The sequence below is a fragment of the Natrinema salsiterrestre genome (genome assembly GCF_029502005.1).
Classification (GTDB): Archaea; Halobacteriota; Halobacteria; order Halobacteriales; family Natrialbaceae; genus Natrinema; species Natrinema salsiterrestre.
This window is the reverse complement of sequence record NZ_JAMQOT010000004.1, coordinates 99,626-125,747: the sequence shown is the minus strand read 5'-3', so window position 1 is coordinate 125,747 and position 26,122 is coordinate 99,626. Positions and strand designations below refer to the sequence as shown.

Sequence of the window (26,122 nt, the reverse complement as noted above, 5' to 3'; positions counted from 1 at the left end):
CCGGTATAGGTAACGAGCGAGTAGAGACGGGTAATGAGCGACTCCCGACCACCGACGCCGCCGGGTTCGGAGACGGATCCCGAGAGCTCGAGTCGGACCCTCGAGCTCCGGATACCGGACATGGACTGTCCCTCCTGTGCCGGGAAAGTGACCAAGAGCGTCGAGCGACTCGAGGGAATCGACGACCTCGACCCGCGAGTGACGAGCGGCCGGCTCGTCGTCGAGTACGACCCGACGCGGACGAGCGAGGACGCGGTTCGCGAGCGCGTCCGTGCGGCGGGGTACGCGATCGAGTCGGCGGGAACCGAGCTGTCGGTGTCCGTCCCCGACATGGACTGTGCCTCGTGTGCCAACAAGGTCGAGAACGCGCTCGAGGGCGTCGACGGCGTCAGAGAAATCGAGACCCGTCCCGCCTCCGGGCGCGTGACGGTGACGGTCGATGCCGATACCGGTCCCGAGACGGTCGTCGACGCGATCGGGTCGGCGGGGTACGACGCGATGCCGATCGGCGACGACAGCGATCCGATGGGCGGTAGCGAACCCGTCTGGAAGAGCCGACGGGCCGCCATCACCGGTGCAGGGGCAGTCGCGGTCGCCGTCGGCATGGCTCTCGAGTTCGTCTTCACTGCTGCCGATCCGACGCTGTTTACGGCCGTCGGTCGGAGCTACGACCTCGCGGCCCTGCTGTTCGTCGCCACTGCGGCCGTCGCCGGCGCGCCGATCTTCCGGAACGGCTACTACTCCGCGCGCAATCGAAGCCTCGACATCGACTTCCTGATGAGCGTCGGCATCGTCGCCGCGGTCGCCGCCCACCACCCCTTCGAGGGGGCGATGCTCGCCGTCCTCTTCAGCATCGCCGAGCTGCTCGAGCAGTTCTCGATGGACCGCGCGCGCGACTCCCTGCGAGAGCTGATGGACCTCTCGCCGGATACGGCCACGGTCAAGCGCGCCGACGGCTCGGAGGAGACGATCCCGGCCGAGGAACTCGCGATCGGCGACCGCGTCGTCGTTCGGCCCGGTGAGAAGATCCCCGCCGACGGTACCGTCGTCGACGGCGAGAGCGCGGTCGATCAGTCGCCGATCACGGGCGAGAGCGTGCCCGCGGACAAGACCGAGGGCGACGAGGTGTTCGCCGGGACGATCGCGGAGTCCGGCTATCTCGAGATCGCGGTCGAGAGCGAGGCCGGCGACTCGACGATCGACCGGATCGTTCGGCTCGTCGAGGACGCCGAGCGCGAGCAGACCAAACGCGAGCAGTTCGTCGACCGGTTCGCGAGCGTCTACACGCCGATCGTCGTCGCGCTCGCGATCGCGGTCGCCGCCGGGCCGCCGCTTCTGGTCGACGCTGCCTGGAACACGTGGTTCCTGCGCGGACTGACCCTGCTGGTCATCGCCTGTCCCTGCGCGTTCGTCATCTCCACGCCGGTCAGCGTGGTCTCGGGCATCACGAGCGCCGCGCGCAACGGCGTCCTCATCAAGGGCGGGCGTCACCTCGAGGCGGTCGCCGAGAGCGACACGCTCGCGGTCGACAAGACCGGGACCCTCACGACCGGCGATCTGTCGGTGACCGACGTGGTTCCCCTCGAGGGGGCCGACGAGGACGACGTCCTCCGACGAGCGAGCGCGGCCGAGCGCCGGAGCGAACACCCGATCGGGCGAGCGATCGTCGGCTACGCAGCGGAACGGGGGATCGAGGCGGACGATTCCGACGTCTCGGGCTTCGATGCGATCACCGGCAAGGGCGTTCGCGTCGATATCGACGGTGAAACGCACTACGTCGGGAAACCCGGTCTCTTCGAGGGCCTGGCGGACCTCGAGCACGTCCACGCGACCACCGACGGCGGGACGGTCCTCGAGTCGGCGGACACCGACTCCCGGCCCGACTGCGAACGCGACGGCTGTCTGGACGTGGTGAGCGAGGTCATCCCGAGGCTCGAGGCCGAGGGGAAGACCGTCGTGGTCGTGGGCACCGAAGACGGCCCCCTGGGCGTCATCGGCGTCGCGGATCGCGTCCGCCCCGAGGCGAAGTGGGCCGTCTCCAGGCTCCGGGACGCGGGCGTCCGCGTCGTGATGCTCACCGGCGACAACGAGGGGACCGCCCGCGCGATCGCCGAACAGGTCGGGATCGACGAGTACCACGCCGAGTTGCTCCCCGACGAGAAACTCGAGTGGATCGAGCGACTCGAAGGCGAGGCGCTACGCGCCTCGGGTGAATCGAGCGGAGAGCAAAGCGACTCGCGAGATCGTCCCGGCGACGGCGGTCACGTCGCCATGATCGGCGACGGCATCAACGACGCGCCCGCGCTCGCGACCGCCAGCGTCGGGATCGCCATGGGCGCGGCGGGGACCGATACGGCGCTCGAGACGGCCGACGTCGCGCTGATGGGCGACGACCTCACCCGTTTGCCGTACCTCTATCGCCTTTCGAACACGGCGAACGGCGTCATCCGACAGAACATCTGGGCGAGTCTGGCCGTGAAAGCGATCCTCGCGGCCGGTGCGGTTCCCGGCATCGTGACGGTCATTCACGCGGTCGTCATCGGCGACATGGGAATGAGTCTCGGCGTGACGGGCAACGCGATGCGCCTCGCGAACGTCGAACCCGACACGCCAGAGGAGTTCGAGGGAGGCACCGACGAACTGTAACTCGCGTGCTGGGTCGAGCCCTCGCCCGAGACGAGTTTCGGTATCGGTAGCGACCCCGCCGACGAGTCGGAGCGTCGTTCGATCACGGCCGCCGACGTTTCTCGACGGCCGAAGCGACGAACCGTACACGATAGGGGAGACAGTCAGCGCGGCGTGAAGAGCAAATGCGAACCGGTCTCTGACGGGTGTTCTCTCGCTCACCGTATCGGGTTATAGTACCGCTTCAGTACGTCTAACGCACATTCTGCATCGTTCGGGACGATACCTAAACGCGCTCGTCGCTAATATCCTATCGATGACAGAAACACCGTCAGACGGCCACGGAACGGCAGCCGACGACTACATATCGTCGAGTCTGGGACGAGCCACTGCCGGCGTCGAGAACCGCATCGAGACCGAGGGCGACCCGCAGTCGGCCGGCGGCCTCGAGTACGAGGTGGTCACGACGCCCGTGCTCGTCGTCGGAGCTGGGGCGGCGGGCGCTCGCGTCGCCATCGAACTCGCCGAATCGGGCGTCGAGCCGCTCGTGATCGGCAAACGCGACCACGGGGACGCGCACACGACGTGGGCGGCCGGCGGCGTCAACGCCGCGCTCGGGTCGCTCGACTCCGAGGACGACTGGACGATCCACGCGGCGGACACGTTCAACGAGGGTCACCACCTGAACGACCCCGACGCCGTCGAGCTGACCGCACGGGAGATGCCCGACCGCATTCGCGAACTCGTCGAGTGGGGGATGTCGTTCGATCGAACGGACGACGGCGAGATCAACCAGCGGTACTTCGGCGCGCAGTCCTACCGCCGCACCTGTTTCGTCGGCGACCGGACCGGCGAGGCCATGCTCGAGACGCTGATCGGTCGCGCTCGCGACCTCGAGATCCCCTACCGCGAGAACGTGATGATCACGCGCTTGCTCTCCGACGGCGAGCGCGTCGACGGGGCCGTCGGCTTCGACATGGAGACCGGCGAGGGGCTGGTGTTCCGAACGAACCACGTCGTGCTCGCGGCGGGCGGGTTCTCCGCGCTCTATCACCGCCACTCCTCGCGGGACGACGAGAACAACGGCGACGGACAGGCGCTCGCGCTCGAGGCCGGTGCACGATTGCTGGACCTCGAATTCGTCCAGTTCCACCCGACGGGGATGGTCGGCGAGCGCTACGGCGAGGAGTGGGACGGCCGGCTGGTGACCGAAGCGGTCCGCGGTGAGGGCGGCCGGCTCTACAACGCGGAGGGAGAGCGGTTCATGGAGCGGTACTCGCCCGATCAGATGGAACTCGACGCCCGCGACGTGGTCGCGCGAGCCATCGCACAGGAGGTCAGCGAGGGCCGGGGCACCGACGACGGCGGCGTCTATCTCGACATTTCCCACCGGGATGCCGAGTACGTTCGCGAGCGCTTGCCGTCGATGGTCGACCGCTTCGAGTCCCTCGGCGTCGACATCACCGAGGAACCGATGGTGGTCGCGCCGACGGCCCACTACACGATGGGCGGCGTCGACATCGACTTCCGAACGGGCGAGACCGGCGTCGAGGGCCTCTACGCGGTCGGTGAGACGGTCGCGGGCGTCCACGGCGCGAACCGCCTCGGCGGGAACTCGCTGGCCGAAACCGTCGCGATCGGGAAACTCGTCGGCGACCACGTCGCGAAAGCGGTGACCGGCGACGACGGCGACCCCACGGTTACCGACGGCCAGCGTGCGCTGGCCGAACGGGAGTTTCGGGCCCTCAGCGAGCTCGCCGCGTCGGACGGGGCCGTCACGCCGACCGAACTCCTCGCGGACCTCGGCGACCTGCTGTGGGACCACGCCGGGATCCTCCGCGACGAGGCGGGGCTCCGGGAGGGGCTCGCAAAGGTCGATGCGCTTCGGGATCGAACGGCCGACCTCCGCGTCGAGGGCGGACTCACCTCGAAGGACTTCGAGTACGCCGTGGACCTCTCGGCGAGCCTCACCGTCGCCGAGGCGATGCTCCGGGCGGCCCTCGAGCGTACCGAATCCCGCGGCGCTCACTACCGGACGGACTACCCCGAGACCGACTCCGACTGGCGAGTCACCCTCGTCCACGCGGCCGGGACGAACGGGCTCTCGATCAGCCGCCGCGGCGTCGCCGAACCGAGCCCGGCCGTTCGTGAGGCCCTCGAGGAGGGATACGAACTCGACTACCACCACCTCGAGTGAGTGGTCCCGGTCCGACCGGGTGCCGCTACCGAGACGCATATGCGTTCTCGCCCCCCTACTCCCGTATCCACCCTTTACATGAGAGAAGAGGCACACTCCGTTCTCCGAGAGGATCCCGTCATGGCGGGTCTCGTCGACCGACACGATCCCTACGCCGAACGCGACTGGGACGAGTACGAGCGACTCTGTATCACGATCATCAACCAGCAGCTCTCGACGGCCAGCGCGGCGGCCGTCCGAGAGCGCGTCTTCGACGTCCTCGAGGGCGACGTGACGCCGGCCTCCGTCCTCGCTGCGGACGAGGCGGCGCTCCGGGATGCGGGGCTCTCTCGAAGCAAGGTCGAGTATATCCGGAACGCCGCGAACGCGTTTCGGGAGAACGACTACACGAAGCGCGGGCTGGCCTCGTCCTCCGACGACGAGGTCGTCGACCTCCTCACCGACATCAAGGGAATCGGCGCGTGGACCGCGCGCATGTACCTCATGTTCGTCCTCGAGCGACCGGACGTGCTCCCCCTCGGCGACCTCGCCGTTCGTCGCGGGATCGAGCGACTGTACGCGGACGGCGACGAACTGACTCGGGCGGAGATGCGCGAGATCGCCGAGCCGTGGCGACCCTATCGGAGCGTCGCGACGCGGTACATCTGGGCCGAGTACGAGTCCGAGTGACCGCAACCGCCGTCGATCGTCGTCGCTCGCGGCGCGACGGTATCCAGTGACCGGCCGCCGACCGACTCGCTGAACGGTTCTCTAGGGTAACGGTCTGCTACAGCCCACTCGAACCGTGAAACAGTCACCGCCCGAGAGGGAAACAGCGGATTACGGCCCGGCCCGTGCCGGCAGAACGAGGGGTCTCGAGAAATGAGACAGTGTTCCGACGGAATCGCCCTGTCGACTGAAGTACGGACCGGTCGCAGTTCGTGGCGAGATGGCAAACGAGACACCCTCGAACGACGCGGACGCACCCGATCAGCGACGGATGACGACGGATACCGAGCGAATCCGAGAGTGGGCCGAGGCTCGCGACGCCGTTCCGGTCAGCGTCCGAGACAGCGACGGCCACGGTCACTCCTTCGCTCGCCGCGACGAGATGGGTGAGCACCACGAGGAGTACACCTGGGACGAGTTCGAGCAGCGGTTCGAAGACGACGACCTCGTCTTCGTCTATCACGAGGCGGAACCCGCCGGCGATGAAATGGGCTTCTTCGAGATCGTCGAGCGCGAGCACGCGTTCGAACGGGCCGACCTCGGACGGGACGAAATGGAGGAGCAACTCCGCCAGGGCGAGACGGTGACGACCGAAATCGTCGAGACGCAGGTCGTCGAGACCGAGGTCGTCGAGCGGGACACGATCGAGAGCGAGGTCGTCGACACGGACCTGGTCGAACGCGAGATCGTCGATTCCGAGCTCCTGTCCCGCGAGGTCGTCGAGACGGAATTCATCGCCGACGACATGATCGAGGTGACCGTCGACGAAACCCGCCTCGACACGATCGAGGAGATCGAACGCTACATCGTCGAGAGCCGCGTCGTAGACGTAGACATCGAGCAAGACCAGGAGATGGAAAGCGACGTCGTCCAGACGGACATCGAACTCGAGAGCGTGCAGCGATCGATCCTCGAGAGCGACGTCGTCCGGTCGGACGTGACCACCGACGAGGTGCTCGAGCGGGAGGTCATCCAGAGCCAGCGCACCGAGGGCGACGCCGTCCAGAGCGAACTCATCGAGCGGCGGACGGTCGAGGAGGAGCTCGACGAACGGTTGGAGATGCGATACGTCCTCGAGGAGTCCGAGCTGGTCGAGTCCGACGTGGTCCGCAGCGAGACGATCGAGGGCGAGATCATCGATATGGAGGAGTACGAAACCATGGAGACCGGCGAGATGGAAGCCGGTGCCACGGGTGACGAGTCGATGGCGAGCGGCGAGTCCGGCATGGGAACGTCCGACGAGATGGCGGGCGCGTCGGCGGTCGAACTCTCCCACGACGATCAGGGGAAGGACGTCGTCGACGAGTCGGGACAGCAGATCGGAATGGTCGCCGAAGTCGAGGGCCAGACGGCGTACGTCGATCCGGAACCGGGGCTGACGGACCGACTCAAAGCGCGCATGGACTGGGGGAGCCACGGCGACGACGATTATCCGATCGAGTCCTCGCAAATAATGGAGATCACGGACGACGAAGTCGTCATCCGGAGCGAGTGATCGCTCGGAACCCGTTCCGATCGGGCGGGAATCGGTCCGGCGAAAGCGGTTGTCGACTTCTCTGCGATCCGCGTCGGTACGGAGACTCGATTATTCGAGGTCGAAGCGATCGAGCTGCATGACCTTGCTCCACGCGTCCACGAAGTCATGCACGAAGTCCGCTTCGGCGTCGTCGGAGCCGTAGAACTCCGCGATGGCGCGGAGGCGGGAGTTCGACCCGAAGATGAGGTCGATGCGCGTCCCCTTCCACTCGAGTTCGCCCGTGTCACGATCGCGTCCCTCGTACACGTTCTCGGCGTCCGAGGCCGGCTCCCACTCCGTGTCCATGTCGAGCAGGTTCACGAAGAAGTCGTTGGTCAGCGTCCCCGGTCGGTCGGTGAAGACGCCGAGATCGGACCCCTGGTAGTTCGCGTCCAGCGCGCGCATGCCGCCGACCAGCACCGTCATCTCGGTCGCCGTCAGGTCCAGGAGATCGGCCTCGTCCACCAGCAACTCCTCGGCCGGTTGGTCGAGCCCGCTCTCGATGTAGTTCCGGAACCCGTCGACGTTCGGTTTGAGCGCCTCGAACGATTCGACGTCGGTCTGTTCCTCGGAGGCGTCCGTCCGTCCCGGCTCGAACGGAACGTCCACGTCGTAGCCGGCGTCGGCCGCCGCCTGCTCGACGGCCGCGGCACCGCCCAGCACGATGAGGTCGGCGAGGGAGACCCGAACGTCGTCGGATCGGGAGCCGTTGAATTCCGCCTGGATTCCCTCGAGGGTCTCCAGCACCGTCTCCAGCTGATCCGGCTCGTTCACTTCCCAGCTCCGCTGGGGCTCGAGGCGAATGCGGGCCCCGTTCGCGCCGCCGCGCTTGTCGCTGTCGCGGTACGTCGACGCCGACGCCCAGGCGGTCTTGACCAGCTGCGGGACGGACAGGTCCGTCTCGAGGATCTCCGTTTTGAGCTCGGCGATCTCCTCCTCCCCGATCAGATCGTAGTCCGCGTCCGGGAGGGGGTCCTGCCACAGCATCTCCTCGTCGGGGACCTCCGGCCCGAGGAACCGCTCGGGCGGGCCCATGTCGCGGTGGGTCAGCTTGTACCAGGCCTTCGCGAAGTTCATCCCGAACGACATCGGGTTCTCCTGGAACTCCTCCATGATCTCACGATAGTCCGGATCGCGCTTCAGCGCGATGTCCGTCGTGAGCATCATGGGCGTGACTGATTCGTCGGGGTCGTGGGCGTCCGGCGCGGCGTCCTCCAGTTCCTCGTCGAGCGGGATCCACTGCCAGGCGCCGCCGGGACCCTTCTGGGCCGCCCACTCGTACTCGAGCAGGTTGTCGATGTAGCCCATGTCCCACTCGGTCGGCGATTGGGTCCAGGGACCCTCGATGCCGCTGGTAATCGTGTCGCCGCCTTTACCGGTGCCGTGATCGTTCTTCCAGCCGAAGCCCTGCTGCTCGATCGGTGCCGCTTCCGGTTCGGGGCCGACGTTTTCCTCGGGGTCGTCGGCGCCGTGGACTTTCCCGAACGTGTGTCCGCCGGCGATGAGCGCGGCCGTCTCCTTGTCGTTCATCGCCATGCGGTCGAACGTCTGGCGGATGTTCTTGGCCGACAGCTCCGGGTCGGGGTTTCCGTCCGGCCCCTCCGGGTTCACGTAGATGAGCCCCATTACGGACGCGCCGAGCCCCGCCTCGATTCCGCCGGGCTCGTCGAAGCGCTCGTTCGCTTCCCACTCGTCTTCGGGCCCCCAGTAGACGGACTCGTCGGGCTCGAACGCGTCCTCGCGCCCGCCGGCGAAGCCGAACGTCTTGAATCCCATCGATTCGATGGCGACGTTCCCCGCGAGGATCATCAGGTCGGCCCACGAGATCTTCCGGCCGTACTTCTGCTTGATCGGGAGGAGCAGCCGGCGCGCCTTGTCGAGGTTCGCGTTGTCGGGCCAGCTGTTGATCGGCGCGAAGCGCTGTCGCCCGCCGGCCGCACCGCCGCGGCCGTCGGCGGTGCGGTACGTGCCGGCGCTGTGCCACGCCATTCGGATGAACAGCGGCCCGTAGTGACCGTAGTCGGCCGGCCACCAGTCGTGGGACGTCGTCATCAGCTCTTCGAGATCCGCCTTCACCTCCTCGAGGTCGAGTTTCTGGAACTCTTCGGCGTAATCGAAGTCCTCCTCCAACGGACCGACGTCGCGAGCGTTCTGGTCGAGAATCTCCAGGGGCAACTGATTCGGCCACCAGTCGCGATTCGATTTATTTCCTGACATGACGGTATCGTACGGTTATAAAATAGGATCAGGGAATAATAGGTCTTCCGATCAGAACTTCTGTTTCGTATTTTGCGCACTAAATTTCCGGTAGCAGAAAATACGGTGGCAGTCTCGTTTCCCTCGATGCCGACTCGAACACGATACGATGCGATATCGACTGTGCGACGCCGCCGAGCGACTCGCTCCCGATGGCCGAATCGAAACCGCTCGGATCTCGTCGATCTCGGGCGAAGCCGACGTCGGACGGAGCGATGCGAGAGGCGGCCGGTCTGCGGGGCACAGCACCGTCCCGATCACCCCGAGTCGCGCTTCGTCAGATCGACGACCAGGTAGTCGTCGAGGTCGCTCATACAGCGGGCCGGGACGACGATTTTCCCGTCATCGTTCGTGTCGATCCCTCGGAGATCGTCGATAGTCGGCGTGAGGAATAACCGTTCGAGCTCACCCGTTTCGACGTTCATCGTAATGGTGTGAACCGTTCCCAGTTCCACCCCATCGGATCTCATCACTGGCGTCTCGGAGAGCGCGGAGGCGAGGACCGTCGTCATGCGAGTCGCTGTTCGCGAGACGAGTCAATAAAATAACCGGTACCGATGGCGATACGTAACGAATCGCCGTCTCGAAAGCTACCCCGAATCGGCCGGCCGATTACTCCTCTTCTTCGGGCGTATCACTGGCGTCGCTATCGATGCGGCGGCTCACGTCGACCTGGTAGTTCCCCAGAATGTCGCGTCCGAGCAGGACGGGATAATCCATGTGGCTCCGATCCTCGACGCTCGCCGTGACGGTGTGCTGGTTGCCGCCGACGCCGACGACGACGTCGACGACCGGACGGCTCTTCGACTGTTTGCTGCTGCCGGAGCGGATGCGCGTGATGGACTTGATCGGGCCGGCACCGATGTCGGCCGCGAGGCTGGTGTCGATGCTCGTCCGCGTCGCGCCGGTGTCGGACTTCGCGAGCACCGACTTCGAGCCGCTCGTTCCGGAGAGGACGACCTCCTCGGTGTAGCCGATCACGGCCGGCTCCGTATCGTTCGTGATCGCCTCCGCCGGCTGGGCCGCCGGCCGGGAGTCGTCGAGGACGTTGGAAATATCTCGGACGCGGTCGTCGTCCACCTCGCCGCCCGCGCGTTCGATCGCCGTTTTCGCGATATAGGGCGCCGGGCTCACTTGCGTCGCTTCGTAGAGTCCCTTGAACCCCGCCGTCGGGTTGACTTCGAGGACGAACCAGCCCTCGTCGCCCTCGACGAGGTCGACGCCGGCGTAGTCGAGACCGACGACGTCGGCCGCGCGACGGGCCATCTCGGCGGCTTCTTCGGGGAGATCGTCGGTCGCGTCCTCGACGGAGCCGCCGAGCGCGACGTTGGTTCGCCAGTCGTTGTCCGGCGCGTAGCGGTACATCGCGGCGACGACCTCGCCGCCGACGACGTAGACGCGGAGGTCGCGGTGGCGGACGTCCTCCTGGTCGACGAGTTCCTGCAGGAAGGCGTATCGGTTGCCCACCTTCGCGTTGATCGGATCGTCGGGGCCGACTTTCCAGGTCCCGCCCCCGTGCGTTCCGATCGCGGTCTTGTACACCGCTTCCTCACCGTATCGGTCCCGTGCGGCCCGCAACCGGTCGCCGCTGAGCGCGAGCGTGACGTCCGGCGTCCGGATGTCGTTCCCCGCCAGCGCGGACGCAGTCGAGAGCTTGTGGATCGCCGTCAACACCGCGCTCGGCTCGTTGAGCGTCGGCACGAGCTGGGAGAACGTGTTCGCGAGCCCGAGCTCCTCGGCGGGCTGTTCGGTGTTCGAGAGCAGCATTCGGTTCGCGATCACGTCGACGTCGGGCTCGAGGACGGGACTGCCGTCCGCGACGCTGATCGACGTGTTCTCCGCTCGAAGCCACTCGGAATCGTGCCCGAGATCTTCGACGGCGTTGAGAATCGCCTTGGTTTCCTTGCTCGTATGAAGGCTCAATACCCCGACAGTCACGGGATCGGCACCGACCATACGGACTACACACCGAACCGTCGGATAAGTATTGGCAGTTCGTTCGATTTCGGTTGAGAGAACGATAAGAATACGGCAGGAGCAATCGGTTCAGCCGATGACGGACCGCACCTGTCTCGGGTCGACCAGCCCGCTCATCACCGCCAGTACGCCCCAGGTGATCGTCCCGACGGCGATCGCACCGACCAGCATGAACAGGCTCGAGATCAGCGGCGTCACCAGCAACACGGCCACCGCCATCACGCCGGTGATCCCGCAGACGAGTCCCGTCGTGCGGGCGATCCGAACGACGTTCAACTCGAGTTCGGTGTGGACGATGTAGAGGTTCACCGCGACGTACACCGAGTGGGTCGCCACCGTCGCGATGGCAGCGCCGACGACGCCGACGGTCGGAATTAGGAGGACGTTCAGCCCGAGGTTGGCGACGGCCGTTCCGCCCTTCGCGACGGCGCGCGCTCGAGCGCGTCCGAGATAGTCCAGACTGTCGCTGGTCAGGTTCGTGATCGCCTGCAACACGACGAACCCGGCGAGCACCTGAAGCACGGGCACGGCTGCCGCGTAATCACTTCCGAACACCAGCGTCAGGAACGGGCCGGCGACGATCGCGAGCCCGACGGCCGCCGGGATGTACAGCAACAGGACGTTCGTCAGCGACGTCTCGTAGATCCGTCTGGCCTCCTCGAGTTGGTCGGCGGCCTTTTGTTCGCCGAAGTTCGGCGAGATGGTGAATCCGAGCGACTCCGCGGGGGCGAGCACGAAGTCGGAGATTTGCTTCGCGAGGGTGTAAAAGGCGACGGCGGCGGGGTTGAGGAAGAACCCGACCAGCACGATGTCGATCTGCTTGTCGATGACGTTCGCGCTCCGGGTGGCCGTCAGCGGGATACTGTACTCGATGAGCCGCCGAGAAAGGCCCTCTTCGTACTCGTCGGCCCTCTCGTGTTTCCGGAGGAAGCCGTAGTAGAGGATGCCGATCCCGAGCGTAGCGGAGATCGCGTAGCCGACGATGTACCCGAAGAACGCCCCGAGCGCACCGAGGCCGGCGAGCACGAAGGCGACGGCGAAGAGGAACCGACCGGTCCCGCTGACCGCCTGCACGAGCGCGCTGTAGCCGAGGTGATTGAACCCCTGAAACGCCACCTGCGAGAAGGTGCTGAGCGAGAAGACGACGAGATAGAGCACGCCCGCGGCGAGAAACGGTGCCGCTCCCGGATCGCCCAGCGCGATCGCGATCCGCTCGTGAAAGAGCAACAGGACGTACCCGACGACCGTCAGGAGGACGATCTTGGCCGTAATCACGGATCTGATCAGGTACGGAACCTGACCGGGATCCGTCTCGCGGTACTCCGAGATGTACCGCGCGACGGATTTGCTGAGTCCCAGATCGGCGAATAACTGAATGATGGTCAACACCCCGATCGCCCAGTACAGCGCACCGTACCCGCCCGGGTCGAGCAGGTACCGTGCCAGAACGAACATCAACAACGCGCTCGAGACCATGTAGATCCCGCGCGCGAGGAGCGTTGCCTTGAAGCCGTCGACGATGTGATCCGCTCTGTTCATACTCGGTGTGGGGGATGAGACACTCGTGACCGACTGCTGCCAGGGGCGTGAGCGACCAACGTAGACGGAGACTCGAGCGAGCGAGGGATTGTAATGGGGGGGCAACAGCCCGAAACCGGCCACAACGGGACTGCCGAGAGGGCCATTCTCGAGACGCGGTCCCGACGAACCGAACCAGCGGACCCAGTCCGCTGATGGTGCCTCTGTATCGTCGCTCAAACCGTCGAAATCCGCGCGTACAGGTAACCGAAACTTGAAGTCAGTTCTGAGAGACAGAGACGCGGTCGTCAATCACCCGGCTGACGACCGGTTGCCGGCGATCGTTCGAGTCGAGCGGAAGCGTCGACCGATCCCGTCACTCGCATTCCGCGGCCGGACGCCGCGATCGGCGACGATGACGCACCGGATGCTACGGTCGGGACGGCGGTTTCGCGCGGCTAGAGGTACGACGCGTCCCAGCGGGTCGCTTTCCGTCGGTTGCCGCACCTGTTGCATTCGATCCGCCCCATCGCGTCCATCGCGTTGTCGACCGAGTCGCAGTTCCCGCAGAACCACGCGTATATGTCGTTCCGATCCGGGCTCTCGTAGGCCGTGTAAAACGGCGACTGCGTCCCGCGGGTCGCTTCACCGTAGCTCACGTAGATCGTCTCGCCGTCGGCCGCGACTTCGTCGACCGCACCCCACTCCCCGTCGTCCTCGAGGTCGCCTTCGACGTAGACGTTCTCGGTGAACGTCTCCGATCCGATCTCGACCTCGCGCTGGTCGGCCCGGTTGAAGCCGTGGCTCCGGTAGAACTCGTTGCCGCCCTCGTTGTCCGCGAGGACGAAACACCGGATTCCGTCCGCACCCTCCTCGAGTAAGGCTTCGCGCGTGTGGACGAGCAATCGCACGCCGGTCGCGTCGCCGCGGTGATCGGGGTGGACGTGCAACCAGAGGAGGTGGCCGGTACTGGGGTGTTGGCCGACCACCTCGCTCTGGGAGAACCCGGCGATTTCGCCGTCGCGTTCGACGATCAAGAAGAGGGTGTGGTCGTCCGCCAGCTCGTCGGTGAGCGAGTCGCCGTACCACTGCTCGATCGCCTCGTCGATGGTTTCCTCCGCGAGAAAGTCCGTGTACGTCGAATTGAGCGAATCGTGGGCGATCGAGCGGATCGCGTCGGCGTCCGAGTCGGTTGCGTGGCGAATCTCCATGGGTGTCCATAGCACAGCCAGATACAAAACGTATGCCCACAGTCCCGGATATTGATCGACGGTGTCGGGGAGAAACCGGTTTTTCTCCGGGAAAAGTAGCGTGCAATGGCTCGGGATCACGCGCTGGAACGGACTCGAGAAACTGAAGGGAGAACATTCACGGTGGTGCCGCCGGAGAACGTCGTATGAGCGACGACGAAGCGACCGGGCCGCCCGACCAGTCGGGCGAGTCCGACGCGTTCACGTACAACGGCGGTCGGGTCGATCCCGGCGAGTCGGCGAACATTCGATACGGTATCAGCGAGACGTATCTCGGGGATCCGGTCAGAATCCCCGTTACGGTGATCAACGGCGAACATCCGGGGCCGACGGTCTTCCTCTCAGCGGCGGCCCACGGCGACGAACTCAACGGGATCGAGGTCGTCCGCGAGGTCGCCCACGACTGGGATCACTCGGTGCTTCACGGGACGCTCGTCTGCCTGCCGGTGATGAACGTCCCGGGTTTCCTCGCACAGGAGCGATACCTCCCCATCTACGATCGGGACCTGAATCGGTCGTTCCCCGGCCGCGAGGGATCGACCAGCGCCAGACGGATGGCCCATCAGATATACACGAACTTCATCGAGCCCTGCGATCTCGGGATCGACTTCCACACGTCGACGCGCGGGCGAACGAACATGCTCCACGTTCGGGCGAACATCGAGGAACCGGGCGTCGAGAGACTCGCCAAGGCGTTCAGTTCCAACGTCATCATCGCGGGCGAGGGTCCCTCGGGAACGCTCCGACGGGAGGCGACCGAAGGCGGGATCCCGACGATCACCGTCGAGATGGGCGAGGCCCACCGGTTCCAACGGCGACTGATCGACCGCGCGCTCACGGGCGTCGCGAGCGTGCTCGCCGAGTTCGGGTGTCACCACGAGTCGTCCGTCCACTGGCCCGGCTGGCGGACCGTCATCGACGACGACGACGAGAAGACGTGGCTCCGCGCGGACGCCGGCGGCATCGTCGACATGAAGCGCGGCCGCGGCGCGCTCGTCGAGGAGGGCGAGGTCATCTGTACCATCACGAACCCGTTCAAGGAAGAGGACGACATCGTCACCGTCGAGGCCCCCTTCACCGGCCTCATCGTCGGCGTTCTGGAGAACCCCGTCGTCTACCCGGGGAACCCCCTCTGTCACCTCGTCGGGCTCTCGCCGGACACGCTCACGGCGCTCGAGCGCGAGCGCACCACCGAGCGGTCGCGCTCGGACCTCCGGCAGGACGACTGACCGGACTTCGTAGTCGACCGATCGGACGACCACTCCCGAACCGATTCGGGAGTTTGCAGCGCGAACTGGTTGCTTTCCGTCTCTATCCGGCCGCACCGAAGTCCTGCTAGGAGAGATAAAAGTAACTTCTATACCGCCGCGGTCAAACGGTCCATACGAGAGTATGAGTCAGTCTTACAATCGCGGCCTCATCGAGGACTTCGGTCGCTGGAAGGAGTTCTCGGCCGGCATGTGGGCGTGGATCTTCCACAAGTTCACCGGGTGGATGCTGATCGGCTACCTGTTCACTCACATCGCCGTGCTGAGCACGTCTGTCGGCGCAGCGGGGAACGAAGCTGCAATCATGGCGGAGTCGGACGTCTACACCACGACGCTACAGGGACTCGAAGGGCTGTTCCTCATCCGACTGCTCGAGGTCGGCCTGCTCGCGGTGGCCGTCTTCCACATCCTGAACGGCCTCCGCCTGCTGATGGTCGATCTCGGGGTCGGACTCGAGGCACAGGACAAGAGTTTCTACGCTTCGCTCGTTCTGACGGGTGCGATCACGGTTGCGAGCGTTCCGACCTTCCTGACCGGGGTGTCCCTCTGATGGCGGAACAGTACTCCTCCTTTACGCCCGGCGGGACGCGCTGGTTCCTCCAGCGGGTCACGGCGGCGTTTCTGGTGGTCGTTCTCGCCTTCCACTTCTTCCTCCTGCACTTCGTCAACCACGCCTACGAGGTAACGTTCTTGGGCACGCAGGCCAGAATGGAGAACGTCGGATACCTGTTGACGATGGTGTTGTTCCTGATCACCGCCACGTTCCACGGCGTCAACGGCGTTTATAACGCGCTGGTCAATCAGGGACTGGAGGGCACCCAGAAGAAGGCCGTGCTGGCAGTGCTGGTCGTCGCCAGCGTCGGGCTCGTCGCCCAGGGAACCTACGTCGCACTGACGATGTCGGGGATGATCTAACATGAGCACACAACAAGCCGAACCCGAAAGTCAAGAAGCACCGGAAGATCCGGAGATGAAAGGCGCCGAGTCGCCGGCAGCGGAGCAGCAGAAAGGCGGCGGGATGGTCGACGAGCAGGCCGAAAAGGAGGCCGAACTCGAAGGGGAAACGGTCCACATCAAGGTGTTCCGCTACGACCCCGAAGTCGAGGGCAAGCAAGAGCCCCGATTCGACGACTTCCACGTTCCGTTCACGAAGGGGATGACGGTCCTCGACTCCGTCATGTACGCCCGCGACGAGTACGACTCCTCGCTCACCTTCCGTCACTCCTGCCGGCAGGCCGTCTGCGGCTCCGACGCCTTCTTCGTCAACGGCAAGCAGCGACTCGGCTGCAAGACCCAGATCTCGGACCTCGAGCAGCCGGTCCGTATCGAGCCGCTGCCCCATCAGGAAGTCGTCAAGGACCTGGTCGTCGACATGGACCACTTCTACGACCAGATGCACGCGGTCGAGCCGTACTTCCAGGACGAGGACACGCCCGAGACGGACGCGCTCGAAGAGCAACGCCAGAGCCCGGAAAACCGCGAGAAGATCAAGATGTCCTCGCGGTGTATCTGGTGTGGCGCGTGTATGTCCAGTTGTAACATCGCGGCCGGCGACAACGAGTACCTGGGCCCCGCGGCGATCAACAAGGCCTACAAGTTCGCGATGGACGACCGCGAGGGCGAGGAAATCAAAGAGCACCGACTCCGCATTCTCGAGCAGGAACACGGCGTCTGGCGGTGCCAGACCCAGTTCTCCTGTACCGAAGTGTGTCCGAAAGACATTCCGCTCACCGAGCACATTCAGGAGCTCAAGCGGGAAGCAGTCAAGAAAAACCTGAAATTCTGGTAATCCATGTACGAACACGACGTTATCGTGGTCGGCGCCGGCGGCGCCGGCCTCCGGGCCGCGATCGCAGCGCACGAAGCGGGAGCCGACGTGGCGATGGTCACGAAGCTCCACCCCGTCCGCAGCCACACCGGCGCGGCCGAGGGCGGCATCAACGCCGCGCTCCAGGAGGGCGACGACTGGGAGCTCCACGCCTACGACACCATGAAGGGGTCGGACTACCTCGGCGACGCGCCGGCGGTCGAGACCCTCGCCCAGGACGCCCCCGAAGAGACGATCAACCTCGAGCACTGGGGGATGCCGTTCTCCCGCGAGGAGGACGGCCGCGTCTCCCAGCGGCCGTTCGGCGGGCTCTCGTACCCGCGGACCACGTACGCCGGCGCCGAGACGGGCCACCACCTGCTGCACACGATGTACGAGCAGGTCGTCAAACGGGGCATTCAGGTCTACGACGAGTGGTACGTGATGAACATGGCGACGACCGACGAGCCGGACCCGAACGATCGGGAGTGCCACGGCGTCGTCGCGTACGACGTTCAGTCCGGGAAGATTGAAGGCTTCAAGGCGAATCAGGGCGTCGTCCTCGCGACGGGCGGCCCCGGGCAGGCCTTCGATCACACTACCAACGCCGTCTCCTGTACCGGCGACGGCCACGCCATGGCCTACCGCGCGGGCGCGCCGCTCGAGGACATGGAGTTCATCCAGTTCCACCCGACCTCGCTGCCCTCGACGGGCGTCCTCATTTCGGAGGGCGTCCGCGGGGAAGGCGGGATCCTCTACAACAGCGAGGGCGAGCGGTTCATGTTCGAGCACGGCTACGCGAACAACTCCGGCGAACTCGCCTCGCGCGACGTCGTCGCTCGCGCCGAACTCACCGAAGTCGACGAGGGCCGCGGCGTCGAGGACGAGTACGTTCACCTCGACATGCGCCACCTCGGCGAGGACCGCATCATGGACCGCCTCGAGAACATCCTCCACCTCGCGGAGGACTTCGAGGGCGTCGACGGCCTCGTCGAGCCGATGCCGGTCAAGCCCGGCCAGCACTACGCGATGGGCGGCATCGAGGTCGACGAGAACGGCCAGACCTGCGTCGACGGCCTCTACGCCGCCGGCGAGTGCGCCTGCGTCTCCGTCCACGGCGGCAACCGCCTCGGCGGGAACGCCCTGCCGGAACTGATCGTCTTCGGCAAGCGCGCCGGCCGCCACGCCGCCGGCGACGACCTCGGCGAGCCGAAGATCCGGACCGGCTACGGCGACGACGTCGAGGACGAGACCGAGACCGAGCTTCCGGTCGCACCGGGCGAGGCGGGACTCGACACGACCGGCGGCGTCGCCGCGGACGGCGGCGTCACGGCCGACCCCGAGGGAATCCTCGAGCGAACCGTCGAGACCGCACGCGAGCGCGTCGACCGCCTGATGGACAAGGAAGACGGCGTGCAACACGCCGAGATCCGCGCGAAGCTCCAGCAGGCGATGACCGACTACGTCAACGTCTTCCGCACGGAAGAGGGCGTCAAGAAGGCGCTCGAGATCATCCGCGAGTGCCGCCAGGAGTACCAGGACGTCTACGTCGACGACCCGTCGCGAACGTTCAACACGGACCTCCAGCAGACGATCGAGACGCGGAACCTGATCGACGTCGCGGAGTCCATCGCGCTCGGCGCGCTCGTCCGCGACGAGTTCCGCGGCGCCCACTGGCGCAAGGAACACCAGGAGCGCAAGGACGAGGAGTGGCTCAAGCACACGCTCATCTCCTGGGACGACGGCGAGCCCTCGATCTTCTACCGCCCGGTCATTCTCGAGGGCCAGAACAAGACCTACGAGCCGAAAGAGCGCAGCTACTGACGACGGCGCAGTCGTTTTCGTTTTCGCGGTAATCCGACCGGAGCTCGCTGCGAGTAGAATCGCTTAAACCGTTCCCGACTAATGCGATCCGTATGGGTACCGTTTCACTGCTCGTCGTCGCGTCTTTCCTGGGCAACTCCGTTCTGGCCGGCCCGCTGCTGTTCATAGCGGTCGTGTTCTCGCCGGCGGCGGTCCTGCTGACGCTCTGGATGCTCATGCAACACTTTTTCAGTAGCGAGTCTGCAGCCTGAGGACGCGGCCGGCGGCCACCGCTCGATCCCTACAGTCCGAGTACCTCGAGCAGATCCACGCCGACGTCGAAATACTCGATCAGCTTGTACCCGACGTAAATCCCGACGATGCCCATGATCCCGGGGAGTTCGGGCGGTGCCGGAATCGGAATATTGAGAAACCGAAACAGTGCGCCGGTCAGCAACCCAGTGAGGAGCGCGAGAACGGTGATTTGCGTCGACATTGCGTGTCCTACCATTCTCGAGTGAGTCTACAAAAGCGGTCCGTCTGATTCAGCCCTCGCGGCGAGCCCGCGATCTGCTGGCACGAATCGCCGGTCACGACGATTGCCTATCCCCCAGTCCGGCTGCTCAGCCGATTCGCAAGTTATTTTGACCGCGATTCGACGGTAGGCATTCCCGGTTTCGACGAAGCGAGACAGCCGTCTCACGACCAGGTTTTCGACGATCGTTGTAGATGGCATTTATTATCGTCGAAATACAGAGCATCGAGTATGAATCAAAGGACGACGGACCTCGACGTATCGATTCCGACCGATCTCGACTCCTCGCGCGCGAAACTCGTCTACCTGTACGTGGCTGCGGGGAACGGGGCGACCGCGGACGAACTCCGTGACGATCTGGCGGTCACGAAAGGGACGGTGCTCTCGATTACCGGTACGCTTCGGGATCGCGGCTATCTCGAGCGGCGAGACGGGCGGTACGAGATCGCTTGAGAAGAGAGTAACAGCGCCGACGGGCCGGGAGCGAGTTCCGAGCATCGCGAGGAACTCGCGACTCGGGGGAGGGCAGGCCGTTCACCGGTACTCGCCGCGAGCGCCGAAGGCGCGAGCGGGCCGACGACTGATGTGGAGGACGCTATGCGTCCGGAACGGAAGGAGGAGTGCTTTTCATCGAAGTTTTGCCGAGGGCGCGGCGAAGCCGCGCCCGCAGCGCAAAAGTTCGTTTCTAGAGCTCGATCCGTTCCACCAACTGCTCGCGGTTCTCGTTCGTGTTGAGGGCGACGATTCGGATCTGGTCTTCGAGACCGGAGTCTTTGAGCTTGGCCTTGAGCAGGTTGTCGACCTGGTAGACGCCGGCGGCGTTGGTCATCGCGATTTCGACCATGACGGGCGTGGTGTCGCCCCGCTGGAGCGATACGCGACTGATGGCCTGACTCGAGAGGGTGTTGATTCCGCGGCCGCCGGATTCGTAGGGGATCCGCGAGCGCCCTCGTTCCATATCGAGGGCGTCGGCGACGCGGATGACGCCCGCTTCGGTGGTCAGCGGCGTCTCGGCCGTGTGGTGACAGAGGATGGCGTGGAGCACCTCGCCTCTCATCCGGACGGTATCGGCGACGTCGTAGAACTCGGGGAGGACCCGGTCGAGGATGTCCGCGGCCAGCGGGATCGAGTAGTAGGCGTGACTGTCGCGGTGGACGACGTGACCGACGTCGTGGAGGGTCGCCGCGAGCGCGATGATGACCGCTTCGTCCTCCTCGTCGAGTCCCTGCTGACGCGCACCGTTGAAGTCGACGTCGCCGGCCTTGAGTAGGTCGTACAGACACAGCGCTCGGTTGCGGACGATCTCGATGTGCTTCGCGCCGTGATCGTTGTACCGCATCCGATCGACCGCGTTGACGTTCTGGGCCTCGAGGTAGGTCGTGATCTCCTCGTCGTCGTCGACGAACTCGAGGACGGCGTTGAGTTTCGCGTCGGGAAAGTTGTGATCGGCGTCGGGAGCGTAGACGCGGCGGGAACCGTCGTCGGCGGCGGGGTCGCTCATGGGTGAACGTCGGCTGCGGACTAAAAAAGACCTGCGACGGTCGCGCGTTCGCGGGTGCGTGGAACGGCTCAGGCGAGCTCTTCGACGGCCGCCTCGACCTCGTCGTAGTCGGGTTCGACGCCGGGGTCGTCGCTGACCCACGAGTACGTGATCTCGCCGTCGGCGTCGATGACGAACACCGATCGCTTGGAGACGCCGTAGACGCCCAGATCGGCGAAGTCCATCGAGATGCCGTAGGCGTCGGTGATCTCCTTATTGTAGTCGCTGAGCAGGCCGAACTCGAGGTCGTTTTGCTCGCGGAACTCGTTGAGCGTGAACGGCGAGTCGCGGCTGATGCCGTAGACCGTGGCGTCGAGGTCATTGAAGGCGGCCAGACGGTCCTGGAACGCACACATCTCGGTCGTGCAGACGCTGGTGAACGCGCCGGGGAAGAAGGCGAGGACGATCGGCGCGTCGGTCTCGAGCGCGTCGGTGAGGGTGAACTCTTCGATGTCGCCGTTTGCGAGCGGTGCGGTGAAGTCGGGCGCGGCGTCTCCGGTTGTTACCATCGTCCGTCTATAGCGTGTTAGGCGGAAAGACAGTTTCGTTTGCGGAACGATTGGACTTCCAGTGACGATGCCGAACCGCTATCGTTCACCCTCTTGTCGTGTGTTTCACACGCGCCGGCGAATATCGTTCGCAAACGGACTGTCGCGGGGGCTTGCTTATCTCAGTGGTCCAAAAAGGTTATAATTGCCAGCGGGTAAGCAACGCATAGAGATGGTAGCCGAAATTGCACCGCTGTTCATTCCCGGCGGCATGGGGCCTCCGGAACTCGCCATCATTCTCGTCATCGCGGTCTTGCTCTTCGGGGCGAACAAGATCCCGAAGCTGGCACGATCGACCGGTGAGGCGATGGGTGAGTTCCAGAAGGGGCGCGAGAAAGTCGAAACGGAGCTCGAAGAAATGCGAGAGGGCGGCACCGTCAGCGAGACGGACTCCGACGACGAGGAGTTCGTCGACACGGAACCCGTCACCACCGACGAGGAGACGGCCGGCGAGACCGGAACCGAGACCGAGACGGAAACCAACTGACGTTCTTTTTCGACCGGGGCGTGTGGCCTAGCGGATAGGGCAGGAGGTTCCTAACCTTCTGATCGTGGGTTCGAATCCCGCCACGCCCGTGCAACGAGCCACGGAGTGGCGAGTGAATCGGCATGGCGGATTCGAATGAGAGAACGGGAAGCGAAGCGAGCCGTTCGCGTGGTTCGAATCCCGCCACGCCTGTTTACGTTCCACTCGAGCGACGAGTAGCGACGGGTCTCGAGGATTTCGACCCGTCACGGTCTAGACGACTATCCCATGCAAACAGTAAACACACATCGGAGACGGAAACGATCGACGGAGGACCACCGGACTCGTCGTCAGTGTCCGCCGCTCCGTTCCCGGTTGGGGTCACCGAAGCGGGTCAGCGGCTCGAGTTCCTCCTCGGGAACGTCCTCGAAGGCCGCACGAGCGATGACGCGGCGGTGGACCTCGTCGGCGCCGTCGACGATGCGGAACTGCCGGACGGACTCGTAGAAGTCGGACAGCGGGAGGTCCTTGCCGATGCCGTTCGCCCCGCAACACTGGACGGCCAGGTCGATGGCGTCCTGAGTGACGTTCGCGGTGAACACTTTGCACATCGAGACGGGGACGCGGGCTTCGTCGCCGGCGGCGATCCGGTCGGCGGCGTCGCGGATCCCGGTCCGGGCCATGTGGAGTTTCGTCTCGGCGTCGGCGATCCGGTGGCGAAGGGACTGCTTGTCCGAGAGCGCGGAGTCGAACCCCTCGCGTTCGCTCGTGTAGGCCTTCGCGATGTCGAGCGAGCGCTGGGCCATGCCGGAGTAGCGCATACAGTGGGTCAGTCGGGCGGGCCCGAGTCGCTCCTGCGCGTGGACGAACCCCTGATTCAGATCGCCGAGCAGGTGTTCTTCCGGAACGCGAACGTTGTCGTACCGGATTTCGGCGTGGGAGATACCGTGCCCGCCGCCGCCCATGTGGGGAACGTCGCGGATGACGTCGACGCCGTCGGCGTCGGCCGGCACGAGAAAGAGCGAACAGCCCTCGTAAGGATGGGCGTCCGGGTCGGTCCGCGCGAGGACGATCAGCACGTCGGCCTCGACGCCCTGCGTCGTCCACCACTTGTGGCCGTCGATGACCCACTCGTCGCCGTCTCTCTCTGCACGGGTCTGGATCATCTTCGGGTCCGAACCGGCACCCTGCATCGGCTCGGTCATCGAGAAGCCGGACCTGATGTCGCCCGCGACGAGGGGCTCGAGGTAGGTTTCCTTCTGTAACTCGTCGCCGGCGAGCTCGAGGAGGTGCATGTTCCCCTCGTCGGGCGCGTCGACGCGCATCGCGACCTGACCGAGAAGACTGCGGCCCGCTTCCTCGAAGGCGGGCAGCGAATCGCGGAAGCTCAGCCCCATGCCGCCGTACTCCTCGGGGATCTGCGGTGCGTAGACGTCGTATTCGCGGGCGGCCTCGCGGAGCTCCGCGACGGTGCCGCTCGAGACGGCCATCCCGCCGGCTCGCTCGCGTTCGATCGGCAGGACGACCTCTTCCATCAAGTCGTTGGCACGCTCGGCGACCTCGCGCGCCCGGTCACTGTCATTGTATCGCATACCGGAGATAGCCCCGCTCGAAGGCTAAGCGTTCGGAGAACTTCCAGACGGTCGCAACTACCCCCGTGATTTTTCATCGAAAACGGAATCGGCCGAACGTGATCGGTTCGAACGCGCGGAAGGTCGGACTTCTAGCGCGCCGTCCAGCCGCCGTCGGCCGCGAGCACCGAGCCGGTCACGTAGCTCGCGGCGTCGCTCGCGAGGAAGACGACCGGGCCGGCGATCTCCTCGGGGTCGGCGAACCGATCGAGCGGGGTGCGGTCGACGATCGACTGTCGAAGCTGTTCGTTCCCCTCGAGTTCCTCGGTCAGTTCCGTCGAGACGTAGCCCGGCGCGACGGCGTTGACCCGGACCTCGGGGGCCCAGTCCAGGGACATGCTCTTCGTGAGGCCGACGAGCCCGTGTTTCGAGGCGACGTAGGGGTGCTGACGCGGGAGCCCGACCAGGCCGCCGACGCTGGCGACGTTGATGACGGAGCCCCCGTCGCTCTCGAGGAGATGGTCTGCCGCCGCGTGCGTGACCTCGTAGGCACCGTTCAGGTTGACGTCCAGCACGCGGTCGAGGCTCTCGGTCTCGACGTCTTCCGGCCGGCCGAGCGCGTCGTCCGGATTGAAGCCGGCGTTGTTGACGACGATGTCCACGCCGCCGAACTCGTCGGCGGCGCGGTCGATGACGTTGCGGACGGCGTCGGGATCCGTTACGTCGGCGGGGACGGCGAGCGCGTCGCCGCCCGCGTCCTCGATGTCCGCGGCGACGGCCTCGATTTCGTCCGTCGAGCGCGCGCTCGGGACGACCGCAGCCCCCGCGTTCGCCAGTTCGACGGCGATGGCGCGGCCGATGCCGCGTCCGCCGCCCGTTACCACTGCGACCCGTCCGTCGAGATCGAATAACTCGCTCATCGGTCCTCCGTTTCGGCGGTGTCCACGTCAAGCTTTTCGCGCAGTCCCTGCTTGTCGAACTTCCCCGTCGCCGTCTTGGGAATTCGCTCGAGGACGCGGATCTCGTCCGGAAGCCACCAGTCGGGCTGCTCGAGCGTTTCCCGGAGGTGGTTCTGCAACTCTTCCTCGTCGGGATCGGCGTCCTCGGCAGCGACGACCGTCGCGAGCGGTCGTTCCTGCCACTTTTCGTGGGGAACGCCGACGACCGCCGCCTCGACGACGTCCGGATTGGCCATCAGGGCGTTCTCGAGCGCGATCGAGGAGATCCACTCGCCGCCGCTCTTGATGACGTCCTTCGCTCGGTCGACGACCTCGATGTAGCCGTCCTCGTCGACGGAGACGATATCGCCGGTCTTCAACCAGTCACCCTCGAAGTCTTCCTCGTTCGCCTGCGGACGGTTGTAGTATTCCGTGATGACGGTCGGCCCACGAACGAGGAGTTCGCCCGCGGACTCGCCGTCCCACGGGACGTCCTCGCCGGCGTCGTTGACCACGCGCATCTCGAGGCCGGGCGAGAGCAGGCCCTGTTTCCGGCGTTTCTCGTACTTCCGGCTCGGATCCCAGTCGGCCATGCTGGATTTCGGCCGGGAGACCGAGCCGATGCTCATCGTCTCGGTCATCCCCCAGGCGTGTTCGACGGTGACGTCGAACTCCTCGTCGTAGCGGCGCATCATCTCCTCGGGGGCGGCGCTGCCGCCGACGACGATCCGCTCGAGGCTCGAGAGGTCGCCGCCGTGCTCGTCGACGTGCTCGAGCAAGTTGATCCAGACCGTCGGGACGCCGGCGGTCATGGTGACGCCCTCGCGTTCGATCAACTCGAGCAGGTCGGCGGCGCTCGGCGACGGGCCGGGGTAGACCTGCGTCGCGCCGGCCATCGTCGCCGCGTAGGGGAACTCCCAGGAGTTGACGTGGAACATCGGGACGACGGGCATGACGACGTCTCCCTCCTCGATGCCGAGGCCGGCGGGGGTCATCACCATCATCGCGTGGGCGTAGATCATCTTCTGGGTGTACTCCACGCCCTTCGGCCGGCCCGTGGTGCCGGAGGTGTAACACATGCCGGCGGGGTATTCCTCCTCGAGCTCGGGCATCTCGGACTCCGCGATCGGCTCGTGTTCCGCGATCAGGTCCTCGTAGGCGACGGCGTCCACGTCGGTCTCGGGAACCGTCTCGTCCATCACGACGACCTGTTCGACGGAGAGCTCCGACCAGAGTCGCTCGATCGTCTCGAAGGGGTCGCCCGGATCGACGAACAGGACGTCATCGTCGGCGTCCTCGACGATGTAGACGATGTCCTCGTCGCCGAGCTGGACGTTGATCGTGTGCAACTGCGCGCCCGACAGGGGGGCGGCGTAGTAGGTCTCGAGGTGGCGATGATGGTTCCACCCGAACGTCCCGATCCGGTCGCCGGGACCGAAGCCGCGATCCGCCAGCGCGGCCAGCAGCGACCTGACGCGTTCGCCGAACTCCCCGTAGGACGTATCGACGGTCCCGTCGTGCGTCCGAGAGACGAGTCGGGTCTCCGGAAAGAGGTTCGTCGGCCGCCAGAAGAACGGGCGGATCGTCAGGTCGGTCACG

23 protein-coding genes and 1 tRNA gene are annotated in these 26,122 nt (G+C 65.5%); 13 read left to right on the top strand and 11 right to left on the bottom strand.

Annotated elements, in window-relative coordinates; translation table 11 throughout:
- Nucleotides 1-33 precede the first annotated feature (33 nt).
- The 4 genes from NDI89_RS12525 to NDI89_RS12510 all read left to right on the top strand — a co-directional run bounded on the left by NDI89_RS12525 (nt 34) and on the right by NDI89_RS12510 (nt 7,025).
- Nucleotides 34-2,646, top strand: a complete 2,613-nt coding sequence (locus tag NDI89_RS12525; RefSeq protein WP_277521946.1) for a heavy metal translocating P-type ATPase — start codon at nt 34-36, stop codon at nt 2,644-2,646.
- 295 nt (nt 2,647-2,941) lie between these two features.
- The gene (locus NDI89_RS12520) at nt 2,942-4,822 is read left to right on the top strand and encodes an L-aspartate oxidase (protein WP_277521945.1); all 1,881 of its coding nucleotides are present in this window, start codon (nt 2,942-2,944) and stop codon (nt 4,820-4,822) included.
- A 78-nt stretch (nt 4,823-4,900) separates the two neighbouring features.
- Complete coding sequence (locus NDI89_RS12515; protein WP_277521944.1) at nt 4,901-5,491, top strand: DNA-3-methyladenine glycosylase family protein; 591 nt, start codon at nt 4,901-4,903, stop codon at nt 5,489-5,491.
- A 259-nt stretch (nt 5,492-5,750) separates the two neighbouring features.
- A complete protein-coding gene (locus NDI89_RS12510) occupies nt 5,751-7,025 on the top strand; it encodes a hypothetical protein (protein ID WP_277521943.1) in 1,275 nt (424 codons plus the stop codon).
- A 90-nt stretch (nt 7,026-7,115) separates the two neighbouring features.
- Here the strand turns inward: NDI89_RS12510 and katG are convergent, their stop codons facing one another.
- The 5 genes from katG to NDI89_RS12485 form a co-directional block, all read right to left on the bottom strand.
- Entirely contained in the window at nt 7,116-9,263 is a 2,148-nt protein-coding gene (gene katG, locus NDI89_RS12505) for a catalase/peroxidase HPI (RefSeq protein WP_277521942.1), read from the bottom strand.
- Between the two features lie 296 nt (nt 9,264-9,559).
- Nucleotides 9,560-9,814, bottom strand: a complete 255-nt coding sequence (locus NDI89_RS12500; RefSeq protein ID WP_277521941.1) for a PRC-barrel domain-containing protein — start codon at nt 9,812-9,814, stop codon at nt 9,560-9,562.
- Nucleotides 9,815-9,914: 100 nt separating this feature from the next.
- A complete protein-coding gene (locus NDI89_RS12495) occupies nt 9,915-11,258 on the bottom strand; it encodes a RimK family alpha-L-glutamate ligase (protein ID WP_277521940.1) in 1,344 nt (447 codons plus the stop codon).
- Nucleotides 11,259-11,348: 90 nt separating this feature from the next.
- Nucleotides 11,349-12,818, bottom strand: a complete 1,470-nt coding sequence (locus NDI89_RS12490) for a flippase (protein WP_277521939.1) — start codon at nt 12,816-12,818, stop codon at nt 11,349-11,351.
- 437 nt (nt 12,819-13,255) lie between these two features.
- Nucleotides 13,256-14,008 (bottom strand): GNAT family N-acetyltransferase, encoded by a 753-nt coding sequence (locus NDI89_RS12485; RefSeq protein WP_277521938.1) that lies wholly within the window; start codon nt 14,006-14,008, stop codon nt 13,256-13,258.
- Nucleotides 14,009-14,193: 185 nt separating this feature from the next.
- On the opposite strand from NDI89_RS12485, the gene NDI89_RS12480 reads away from it, so the two are divergent.
- The 6 genes from NDI89_RS12480 (at nt 14,194) to NDI89_RS12455 (ending at nt 19,197) form a co-directional block, all read left to right on the top strand.
- The gene (locus NDI89_RS12480) at nt 14,194-15,276 is read left to right on the top strand and encodes a succinylglutamate desuccinylase/aspartoacylase family protein (RefSeq protein WP_277521937.1); all 1,083 of its coding nucleotides are present in this window, start codon (nt 14,194-14,196) and stop codon (nt 15,274-15,276) included.
- 163 nt (nt 15,277-15,439) lie between these two features.
- Nucleotides 15,440-15,865, top strand: coding sequence for a succinate dehydrogenase, cytochrome b556 subunit (gene sdhC / locus NDI89_RS12475; protein ID WP_277521936.1), 426 nt, complete (start codon nt 15,440-15,442; stop codon nt 15,863-15,865).
- Nucleotides 15,865-16,230: a succinate dehydrogenase/fumarate reductase transmembrane subunit gene (locus NDI89_RS12470; protein ID WP_277521935.1), complete on the top strand. Its 366-nt coding sequence runs from the start codon at nt 15,865-15,867 to the stop codon at nt 16,228-16,230. The genes sdhC and NDI89_RS12470 overlap by 1 nt, the downstream gene beginning before the upstream one ends.
- 1 nt (nt 16,231) lies before the next feature.
- The gene (locus tag NDI89_RS12465; protein WP_277521934.1) at nt 16,232-17,104 is read left to right on the top strand and encodes a succinate dehydrogenase/fumarate reductase iron-sulfur subunit; all 873 of its coding nucleotides are present in this window, start codon (nt 16,232-16,234) and stop codon (nt 17,102-17,104) included.
- 3 nt (nt 17,105-17,107) lie between these two features.
- The gene (locus NDI89_RS12460) at nt 17,108-18,946 is read left to right on the top strand and encodes an FAD-binding protein (RefSeq protein ID WP_277521933.1); all 1,839 of its coding nucleotides are present in this window, start codon (nt 17,108-17,110) and stop codon (nt 18,944-18,946) included.
- A gap of 92 nt (nt 18,947-19,038) precedes the next feature.
- Nucleotides 19,039-19,197 carry a hypothetical protein gene (locus NDI89_RS12455; protein WP_277521932.1) on the top strand — a complete coding sequence of 53 codons (159 nt, stop codon included), beginning with the start codon at nt 19,039-19,041 and terminating at the stop codon, nt 19,195-19,197.
- Nucleotides 19,198-19,226: 29 nt separating this feature from the next.
- Here NDI89_RS12455 and NDI89_RS12450 read toward each other — a convergent pair whose 3' ends face one another.
- Nucleotides 19,227-19,421: a XapX domain-containing protein gene (locus NDI89_RS12450; protein WP_226006173.1), complete on the bottom strand. Its 195-nt coding sequence runs from the start codon at nt 19,419-19,421 to the stop codon at nt 19,227-19,229.
- A 270-nt stretch (nt 19,422-19,691) separates the two neighbouring features.
- Here NDI89_RS12450 and NDI89_RS12445 point away from each other — a divergent pair, with 270 nt between their 5' ends.
- On the top strand, nt 19,692-19,913 hold the full coding sequence (locus NDI89_RS12445) for a MarR family transcriptional regulator (protein ID WP_277521931.1): 222 nt from the start codon (nt 19,692-19,694) through the stop codon (nt 19,911-19,913).
- 232 nt (nt 19,914-20,145) lie between these two features.
- Here the strand turns inward: NDI89_RS12445 and NDI89_RS12440 are convergent, their stop codons facing one another.
- Together NDI89_RS12440 and NDI89_RS12435 are read right to left on the bottom strand one after the other, a co-directional pair.
- The gene (locus tag NDI89_RS12440; protein WP_277521930.1) at nt 20,146-20,961 is read right to left on the bottom strand and encodes an HD domain-containing protein; all 816 of its coding nucleotides are present in this window, start codon (nt 20,959-20,961) and stop codon (nt 20,146-20,148) included.
- A 68-nt stretch (nt 20,962-21,029) separates the two neighbouring features.
- The gene (locus NDI89_RS12435; protein WP_277521929.1) at nt 21,030-21,509 is read right to left on the bottom strand and encodes a redoxin domain-containing protein; all 480 of its coding nucleotides are present in this window, start codon (nt 21,507-21,509) and stop codon (nt 21,030-21,032) included.
- A 211-nt stretch (nt 21,510-21,720) separates the two neighbouring features.
- On the opposite strand from NDI89_RS12435, the gene NDI89_RS12430 reads away from it, so the two are divergent.
- Together NDI89_RS12430 and NDI89_RS12425 are read left to right on the top strand one after the other, a co-directional pair.
- Complete coding sequence (locus tag NDI89_RS12430; RefSeq protein WP_277521928.1) at nt 21,721-22,035, top strand: Sec-independent protein translocase subunit TatA/TatB; 315 nt, start codon at nt 21,721-21,723, stop codon at nt 22,033-22,035.
- Between the two features lie 16 nt (nt 22,036-22,051).
- A tRNA-Arg gene (locus NDI89_RS12425) sits at nt 22,052-22,124 on the top strand.
- Between the two features lie 240 nt (nt 22,125-22,364).
- Here the strand turns inward: NDI89_RS12425 and NDI89_RS12420 are convergent.
- The 3 genes from NDI89_RS12420 to NDI89_RS12410 form a co-directional block, all read right to left on the bottom strand.
- Nucleotides 22,365-23,606, bottom strand: coding sequence for an acyl-CoA dehydrogenase family protein (locus tag NDI89_RS12420; RefSeq protein WP_277521927.1), 1,242 nt, complete (start codon nt 23,604-23,606; stop codon nt 22,365-22,367).
- Between the two features lie 131 nt (nt 23,607-23,737).
- Nucleotides 23,738-24,505: an SDR family NAD(P)-dependent oxidoreductase gene (locus tag NDI89_RS12415; protein ID WP_277521926.1), complete on the bottom strand. Its 768-nt coding sequence runs from the start codon at nt 24,503-24,505 to the stop codon at nt 23,738-23,740.
- Complete coding sequence (locus NDI89_RS12410; protein ID WP_277521925.1) at nt 24,502-26,121, bottom strand: long-chain fatty acid--CoA ligase; 1,620 nt, start codon at nt 26,119-26,121, stop codon at nt 24,502-24,504. Before NDI89_RS12410 ends, NDI89_RS12415 begins: the two co-directional genes overlap by 4 nt.
- Nucleotide 26,122 lies beyond the last annotated feature (1 nt).